Annotated in this window: 6 protein-coding genes and 1 pseudogene; all 7 read left to right on the top strand. The window is 41.9% G+C overall.

The annotated features are described in order from the left end of the window. Positions 1-320, top strand: a 320-nt coding sequence (locus FH976_RS08725; RefSeq protein ID WP_194090480.1) for an outer membrane protein transport protein, incomplete at its 5' end; no start/stop codon positions are given. 152 nt (positions 321-472) lie between these two features. Continuing rightward, entirely contained in the window at positions 473-2,263 is a 1,791-nt protein-coding gene (locus FH976_RS08720; protein ID WP_194090479.1) for a DEAD/DEAH box helicase, read from the top strand. Between the two features lie 276 nt (positions 2,264-2,539). Beyond that, entirely contained in the window at positions 2,540-3,553 is a 1,014-nt protein-coding gene (locus FH976_RS08715; protein ID WP_194090478.1) for a TRAP transporter substrate-binding protein, read from the top strand. A gap of 65 nt (positions 3,554-3,618) precedes the next feature. After that, positions 3,619-4,179 (top strand): TRAP transporter small permease subunit, encoded by a 561-nt coding sequence (locus tag FH976_RS08710; protein ID WP_194090477.1) that lies wholly within the window; start codon positions 3,619-3,621, stop codon positions 4,177-4,179. Then, positions 4,172-5,494 (top strand): TRAP transporter large permease, encoded by a 1,323-nt coding sequence (locus FH976_RS08705; RefSeq protein WP_194090476.1) that lies wholly within the window; start codon positions 4,172-4,174, stop codon positions 5,492-5,494. The genes FH976_RS08710 and FH976_RS08705 overlap by 8 nt, the downstream gene beginning before the upstream one ends. 110 nt (positions 5,495-5,604) lie before the next feature. Then, positions 5,605-6,138, top strand: a pseudogene (locus tag FH976_RS15890) (gluconokinase); the annotation flags it as partial. A gap of 30 nt (positions 6,139-6,168) precedes the next feature. After that, the gene (gene gndA / locus FH976_RS08700) at positions 6,169-7,668 is read left to right on the top strand and encodes an NADP-dependent phosphogluconate dehydrogenase (protein ID WP_228767384.1); all 1,500 of its coding nucleotides are present in this window, start codon (positions 6,169-6,171) and stop codon (positions 7,666-7,668) included. Positions 7,669-7,727: the final 59 nt, after the last annotated feature.

Genomic DNA, 7,727 nt, shown 5'->3' with positions numbered 1-7,727 from the left:
AAAAAGAACACTATGAAGATAATCAACGTTGGTCGATTGGTACCACCTACCAGCCTGTAGATAGTGTCATTTTACGCGCAGGTTTTGCGTATGATGAACAAGCAGGCGCAGCGACATTAAGTATTCCAGATACCGACCGCTACTGGTACACCGCTGGTTTAACTTACTTGTGGACTGATAATTTATCACTTGATGCAGGCTTTGCTTATATTGATGGAAAATCAGGTTCATTTGATGAAGACGGTAAAGCTGGAACCATGAATTTTGATTCATCAGGTCCGGCTTATATCGGCTCTGTGCAGTTGAACTACGCGTTCTAAATTTAACCTGAGATAAGCGTTCAAAACCCACCGAATACATACGGTGGGTTTTCTTTTTATTCCTCTAACATTTTTTCTGATTTAATCTTGTGGCTTTACACTTCACTTCTCAGTACCCTACTTTTCTGTTTATCGACCAATAATACTCACCCATGTTTACTTTACGCCCTTACCAAGCTGATTCCGTCAAAGCCGTTATCCATTACTTTAGATATAATAACGATCCTGCCATGATCGTATTGCCCACTGGTGCTGGTAAAAGTTTGGTCATTGCCGAGTTAGCCCGCTTAGCCAAAGGACGAGTGTTGGTATTAGCGCATGTGAAAGAATTGGTTGAACAAAACCATGCCAAATATGAAAGTTATTCCACCCCAGATCGCCCGATTAAAGGTTCGGTATTTTCAGCAGGTCTTGGTCGCAAGGAAACCGAGCAACAAGTGGTATTTGCTTCTGTTCAATCTGTGGTGCGGAATTTAGATTCATTTGCTAATCAGTTTTCATTATTGGTGATAGATGAATGCCACCGCGTGCCCGATAACCCTAAAAGCAGTTATCGAAAAGTTATCTCTCATCTTCAATCGATAAATTCTGGCATTAAAGTCTTAGGGCTCACCGCAACCCCTTATCGTTTAGGCATGGGCTGGATTTATCAATACCATGTGCGCGGAAAACGTGGCCAAGTCAAATCACAAGAGCCACGGTTTTTTCGCGACTGCATCTTCGAACTTCCTATTCAGTATCTACTCGATGAAGGCTTTTTGACACCAGCTAAAATGATTGACACGCCAGTATTAAGCTATGATTTCTCCCACTTAAAACCTGCACTGGCAGGGCGTTATAAAGAATCTGAATTGGATTTAGTGATCGAACAATCCAAACGTGCAACACCACAGATCGTGGCGCAAATTATTGAGTTATCCAAAAATAAACAAGGCATCATGATCTTTGCGGCTACCGTACGTCATGCACAAGAGATCTTAGGGTTATTGCCGTCAGATCACTCTTCGCTGGTGATCGGTGATACCCAGCAAATTGAACGCGATCGCATTATTAATGCGTTCAAAAATAAGCAGATTAAATATTTAGTCAATGTTTCCGTTCTTACCACTGGATTTGACGCACCACATGTCGATTTAATCGCTATTTTACGCCCAACTGAATCGGTCAGTTTGTATCAGCAAATCATTGGGCGTGGGCTTCGTTTAGCCGATGGAAAACAAGAATGCTTAGTGTTGGATTATGCTGGCAACAATTACGACTTATACCAACCAGAAGTGGGTGAGCCAAAACCAGATCCAACAAGTGACACTGTAACCGTTCCGTGCCCCACCTGTGGTTTCAATAACAGCTTTTGGGGCAAACTGGATAGTAATGGAATGTTGTTGGAGCATTATGGAAGACGTTGCCAAGGTTATTTCGAAATATTAGATGATAATGACCAATCAACAGGCGAAAGAGAACATTGCGGTTATCGCTTTAAAGCTAAGTTTTGTGGGGAGTGCGGCGCCGATAACGATATTGCAGCGCGTATCTGCCACCAATGTGACGCCACGTTAGTTGACCCAGATAAAAAGCTGCGCGACGCACTGAATCTAAAAGATGCGTTAGTTTTCGAATGTACCGATATGCAATTCGATGTCCACAAAGATACAAATGGTAAATCTCAACTCAAAATCACTTACTTAGGGGATTCAACCGAGGAGAAACAACACGCTCAAGTGCATGAATTTTGGCCATTAACCACAAAAAAACAAAAGCAAAATTTTGCCGATCAATTTGTACGCCCCCACCTTGCAGACAGGCACCGCCCCTTTGAAGAAAGCTCTCCTACAAAAGTCGTCAACCATCAACATCGGTTTCGATTACCATTATTTATTATTGCCAGAAAATCAGGTCGTTTTTGGAAAATAAGAGATAAAATTTTTTCAGATGAATTAAATTAAGCCGCTTTCTTTCCTTCACTATTTTTATTTATGTTTTAATTTAAGTCCTATAAAACTCGTGAAAAACTAATATCTCTTTGATTTAAAATCAGAATAAATCAGTCGTTCATCTCTCCTAGTCATTATTCATAAAATCTTATTATGTGATCTAGTTAATAGCTTACTAGAATAGTTACCGGTAACATTTATTTTACAAAGTTACCGGTAACATAATTCTAATAAATCGGAAACTAGTACCGTGAAACGTACATCAATATGTAAATAAAAGGATAGAGCATGAAACTTACCTATACCCTGATCACCACCGCGCTCGCTGGGATATTCTCCACCTCAGTGTTGGCTGCAGATTTTAATCTTAAAATTCAATCTTCAGATCCATCTGGCGATAAAAACTTCCAAGTACAACAAAAATGGGCCAAACGTGTTGGAATAATGACCGATGGCCGCATTAAAATCACCTTGCTTCCAACCGGAAGTGTCGTCAAAAACACTGAAACGTTAGATGCTATTCGCCAAGGTATTTTAGATGGTCAAGTCACTGCAACGGAGTATTTCTCTGGTAAAGATCCTGCTTTTGGTCTGATTGGTAATATGGTCGGTGCTTGGTCTAACACCAGCCAACTTCTGCAGTACATCAACTACGGCGGTGGTTATGAGCTAATGACTGAACTTTACAAACCTTACGGTGTGAAGTTTGTGGGTGGTTCAACAACTGGCGTCGAGTCGTTAGTGTCTAAAGTGCCACTCGATAGCGTGGCTGATCTTAAAGGCTTAAAAATCCGTGCTCCAGAAGGCTTAGTTCAGCAAGTATTTGCAGCAGCAGGTGCTACTCCAGTGAACTTACCGGGCTCTGAGGTTTTCACAGGTTTAAGCAAAGGTGTTATTGATGCCGCCGACTACACCGTTTTTTCTACCAACCAAAAAGCAGGTATGAATGAAATCGCACCTCATCCTGTTCAACCTGGCTTCCACTCTTTACCTTTAATTGATATTTCGATTAGCCAGAAAAAATGGGACAAAATGACACCTGATCTGCAAGAAATCTTAACTGTGTCTGTGCGTGATTTTGCCTATGATATGACGACAGAACTTCGCATTGCAGACCAAACAGCCGTTGCAGAAGCTGAAAAAGATCCGAAAATCACTATCCATAACTGGTCTTCAGAAGAGCGTAAAAAGTTCCGCGCTATCGCAAAGACTCAGTGGAAAGTGTTTGCGAAACGTTCACCAAACGCTCAAAAAGTGTATGACTCAGTCACTCACTACTTAGAAGTAAACGGACTGCTTTAATACTAGCTGTGTAAGGGCTGAGCTCACTCACGAGAACAGCCCTTAATCTTGATAGGTTTGCCAATATGACTGAAAATTCAACACCTCAACATTCAGATGAACAAGAAGAACAACCCAAAAATCGACTTGATGCGTGGATTATTAAGATCAGCCAAGCATTAAGTCTGTTATTTATTTTCACGGTGTTTATTTCATTTTATGAAGTTCTGATGCGCTATGTCTTTGATGCGCCAACGACTTGGGTACATGAAAGCGCTTCTTTTATCGGTGGCAGCTTGTTTGTTGTTGGCGGCATTTACGCTTTTGCTACTGATAAACATGTACGAGTAGTCTTAATCTATGATGCCGTATCCAACCGAACTCGTCGTTATCTTAATATGTTCCACCACATTGTAGGGCTTGCATTTGCAGGCATGATGGCATGGGCTTCTTTCACCATGGTTGAAACTTCTTGGTTTACACCTTGGGGAGAGTTCCGCTTAGAAACATCAGGATCGTATTTCAATCCTCCTTATCCTGCACTTTTAAAAGCTTTAATTTTCATTATTTTTTGCATTCTCGTCATGCAATTCATCTTACACATCATTGGTGAAATCAAAGGATTAAGGAATAATAAAGATGTTTGATTTATCTTCGATTGGTATCGGCTACGGCAGTTTACTCATGCTGATTATGATGATTGCCTTATTACTTACCGGTATGCAGCTTGCTTTTGTTACGGGTTTTGTGGCGTTATTTTTTACGCTCGGTTGGTTTGGTGTCGATGCACTGCCGCTAGTCTCAAGCCGCATGTATAGCTTTGTTGATGGCTATATTTTCCTTGCGGTTCCCATGTTTGTATTGATGGCAGCATTGCTTGATCGATCTGGTATCGCTCGTGATTTATTCGATGCTATGAAATCGGTTGGTCGTAAAGTACGTGGCGGCGTCGCGGTTCAGACTCTATTAGTCGCGGTTTTATTAGCCTCAATGTCTGGCGTGATTGGCGGAGAAACCGTATTACTTGGCATTTTAGCGCTTCCTCAAATGCTGCGCTTGGGCTACGACCGTAAATTGGCCATTGGTACCACCTGTGCTGGCGGAGCACTAGGCACAATGCTTCCGCCAAGTATTGTTCTGATTATTTATGGTTTAACCGCGAGTGTTTCCATTGGTGATCTATTCAAAGCTTCATTTGTTCCGGCCCTACTCCTTGCTTTGTTTTACATTGCTTACGTATTAATTCGTAGCCACCTAAACCCCGCGCTTGCTCCTCTTCCTACTCAAGAGGAATTAGAAGAAGATGCGAGAACCAAACCTAATTATTTTAAAGCTTTATTCTTTCCATTACTGTCCGTTGCGACGGTTTTAGGTAGCATTTATAGCGGCGTGGCTTCGGTGACAGAAGCATCCGCATTAGGTGTAGTAGGAATCATGATCAGTGCGGTGATCCGCCGTGAAATGAATTGGACCATGCTAAAAGAAAGCGCCATCGCCACTATGCGTACCTGCGGTATGATCATCTGGATTGGTATTGGTGCGACCGCTCTCGTTGGTGTCTATAACTTAATGGGTGGTATCGATTTTGTAGAAGATACCATTTTAGCGCTAAGTGGCGGCAGCCCAATGGGCACATTATTGATCATGATGGTCATTTTATTAGTACTTGGTATGTTCTTAGATTGGGTTGGCGTAGCCCTACTAACGATGCCAATTTTCGTGCCTATTATTATCAACCTCGGTTTTGATCCTGTGTGGTTTGGTGTGGTGTTCTGCTTAAACATGCAAGTATCATTTTTATCACCACCGTTTGGCCCAGCAGCGTTTTACCTTAAATCTGTTGCGCCTAAAGACATAAGCCTTGGTGAAATATTTACTTCTTTATTACCATTCATTGGCTTACAAATTATAGCGCTCGCGTTGGTTATTATATTCCCTCAGCTTGCTCTTTGGTGGCAGTAATTTACAAGCTTTAAAGCAATCATTTTTTTAAAACTGCGCCTTAGAATAAACCGCGCATTACTTTCAATTTATACCCTACGGACTAAGTAGGGTTTTGGTAAGGCCCCGTTATGGTAAAAGATAAAGCATTAGGCACGAAAGAAGCCGGCCTCGAAAAAAAAAGCATCACACAAAAAATACTCGTAATGGGTGTTTCGGGTTGTGGTAAAAGTCATGTAGGAAACTTATTGGCACAACAATTAGGCTTTCCCTTCTTTGACGGTGATGATTTCCACCCCGAGCCCAACGTCGAGAAAATGAAGCAAGGCATTCCACTCACAGACCAAGATAGAATTGGCTGGCTACATACACTTAATCAATTATTTTTAGATAATGACCAAGCCGTTATTGCATGCTCAGCTCTAAAGCCAGAATATCGAGATATTTTAAGGCATAACAATAACGACCTCGTCATCGTTTATTTACAGGGTGATTTTGATACTATTTGGAAGCGTCACCAAAAACGAAATAACCATTGGTTCAATGGTAAAAGTATGCTCGAAAGCCAATTTGATGCGTTAATTGAACCTCAGACAAGTGAAGCGATTTTTGTCAACATTTCACCATCAATTTCAGATGTTATTATCAATATCCACCAACAACTTGATGCCTATTCATTAGAACAAGGAGCGCCCATGACCAGCACTTTAAAAACGCCCCAATGTCATATTGCCATGATCGGTCTTGGCGTGATGGGCAAAAGCCTAACCCTAAATTTATTGGATAACGGCTTTAATGTGGCAGGCTTTGATTTAAACAGCGTCAATTCGGATAACACAGCACATGAAGCTGAAAAACTAAATAAAGGACAATTTTTTGCATCTTCATCACTGGAATATGCATTGAACCAATTACCTTCACCACGTGTTATTGCGCTTTCTGTTCCTGCTGGCGATATTGTTGATACCGTCATTCAAGACTTATTAAATGCAGATCTAGAGCCTGATGACATTGTCATTGATACTGGCAACAGTTTATGGACCGATACCATTGCACGCGATAAAAAATATCAAGGCCAGCTCAACTTCTTCAGCACTGCGGTTTCAGGTGGAGAACAAGGTGCACGCTTTGGTCCTGCGCTGATGGCTAGCGGCGATCCTAAAGCATGGCAATATGTGAAGCCAATGTGGAATGCCATTGCGGCGAAAGTAGATCCGCATGGAATGCCAGTAGAACCATTGCAAGATGGCGAAGCTTGTGCCACTTACACGGGGCCAAGTGGCTCTGGTCATTATGTCAAAATGGTGCATAACGGTATTGAATACGCCGATATGCAAATTATTTGCGAAGTGTACCAATACTTGCATCAAGTCATCGGATTAGAAGCGGCAAAAATCGGCGATATTTTTAGTCAGTGGAATCAAGGCGTTCTTAATAGCTACTTAATGGAAATCAGTGCCGATATTTTGCAGCAAAAAGATTTTCACAGCGACAAGCCTTTAGTTGAAATGATCTTAGATAAAGCGGGCCAAAAAGGCACTGGCGTTTGGACTGCAATCAACAGCTTAGAAGTAGGTTGCCCGGCTCCAAGTATTGCCCAATCCGTTTATGCTCGCTCTCTTAGCAGCTTAAAAGAGCGCCGCCTGCAAGGAGAACAAAAACTGGCCGTGGTAACGGAGCCTCAGCAACAAGACTCACTCAATACGACAATAGCTGAGCTTCACGATGCTTTATACTGCGCGAAATTATGCATTTATGCGCAAGGTTTCGATTTAATGAAAACCACCTCAGAGCAGCAAGGATGGCAACTTGATTTTGCCCAAATAGCAAAAGGATGGCGCGCCGGTTGTATTATCCGCGCGGTATTTTTACAAAGCATCACACAAGCATTTGAAACGAGCCCGCAATTAGATAACCTCCTTTTTGATCAAAAGTTTGGGGACGAAATCAAAGCCCGGCAGCTCAATTGGCGTCGATGTGTTGCCCACGCCAGTTTATACGGCGTTGCAATTCCAGGTATTGGTTCAGCCTTGAGTTACTTTGATTCCATGCGTTGCGCCACACTGCCCGCTAATTTATTACAAGCCCAACGCGATTATTTTGGATCTCATACTTATTCTCGAATTGATCAACCTGAAACGCAGAAATATCATGTAGAGTGGAGCCAAAACCCACGTGTAGAAATCCAAAAATAATCATCAGGAGAAGATCATTACTTAATGATCTTCTTCTACTTTTTATCGTATTTTGATTT

The sequence above is a fragment of the Vibrio hibernica genome, from assembly GCF_015223435.1.
Lineage (GTDB): Bacteria > Pseudomonadota > Gammaproteobacteria > Enterobacterales > Vibrionaceae > Vibrio > Vibrio hibernica.
This window is presented reverse-complemented; position numbering and strand designations above follow the sequence as displayed.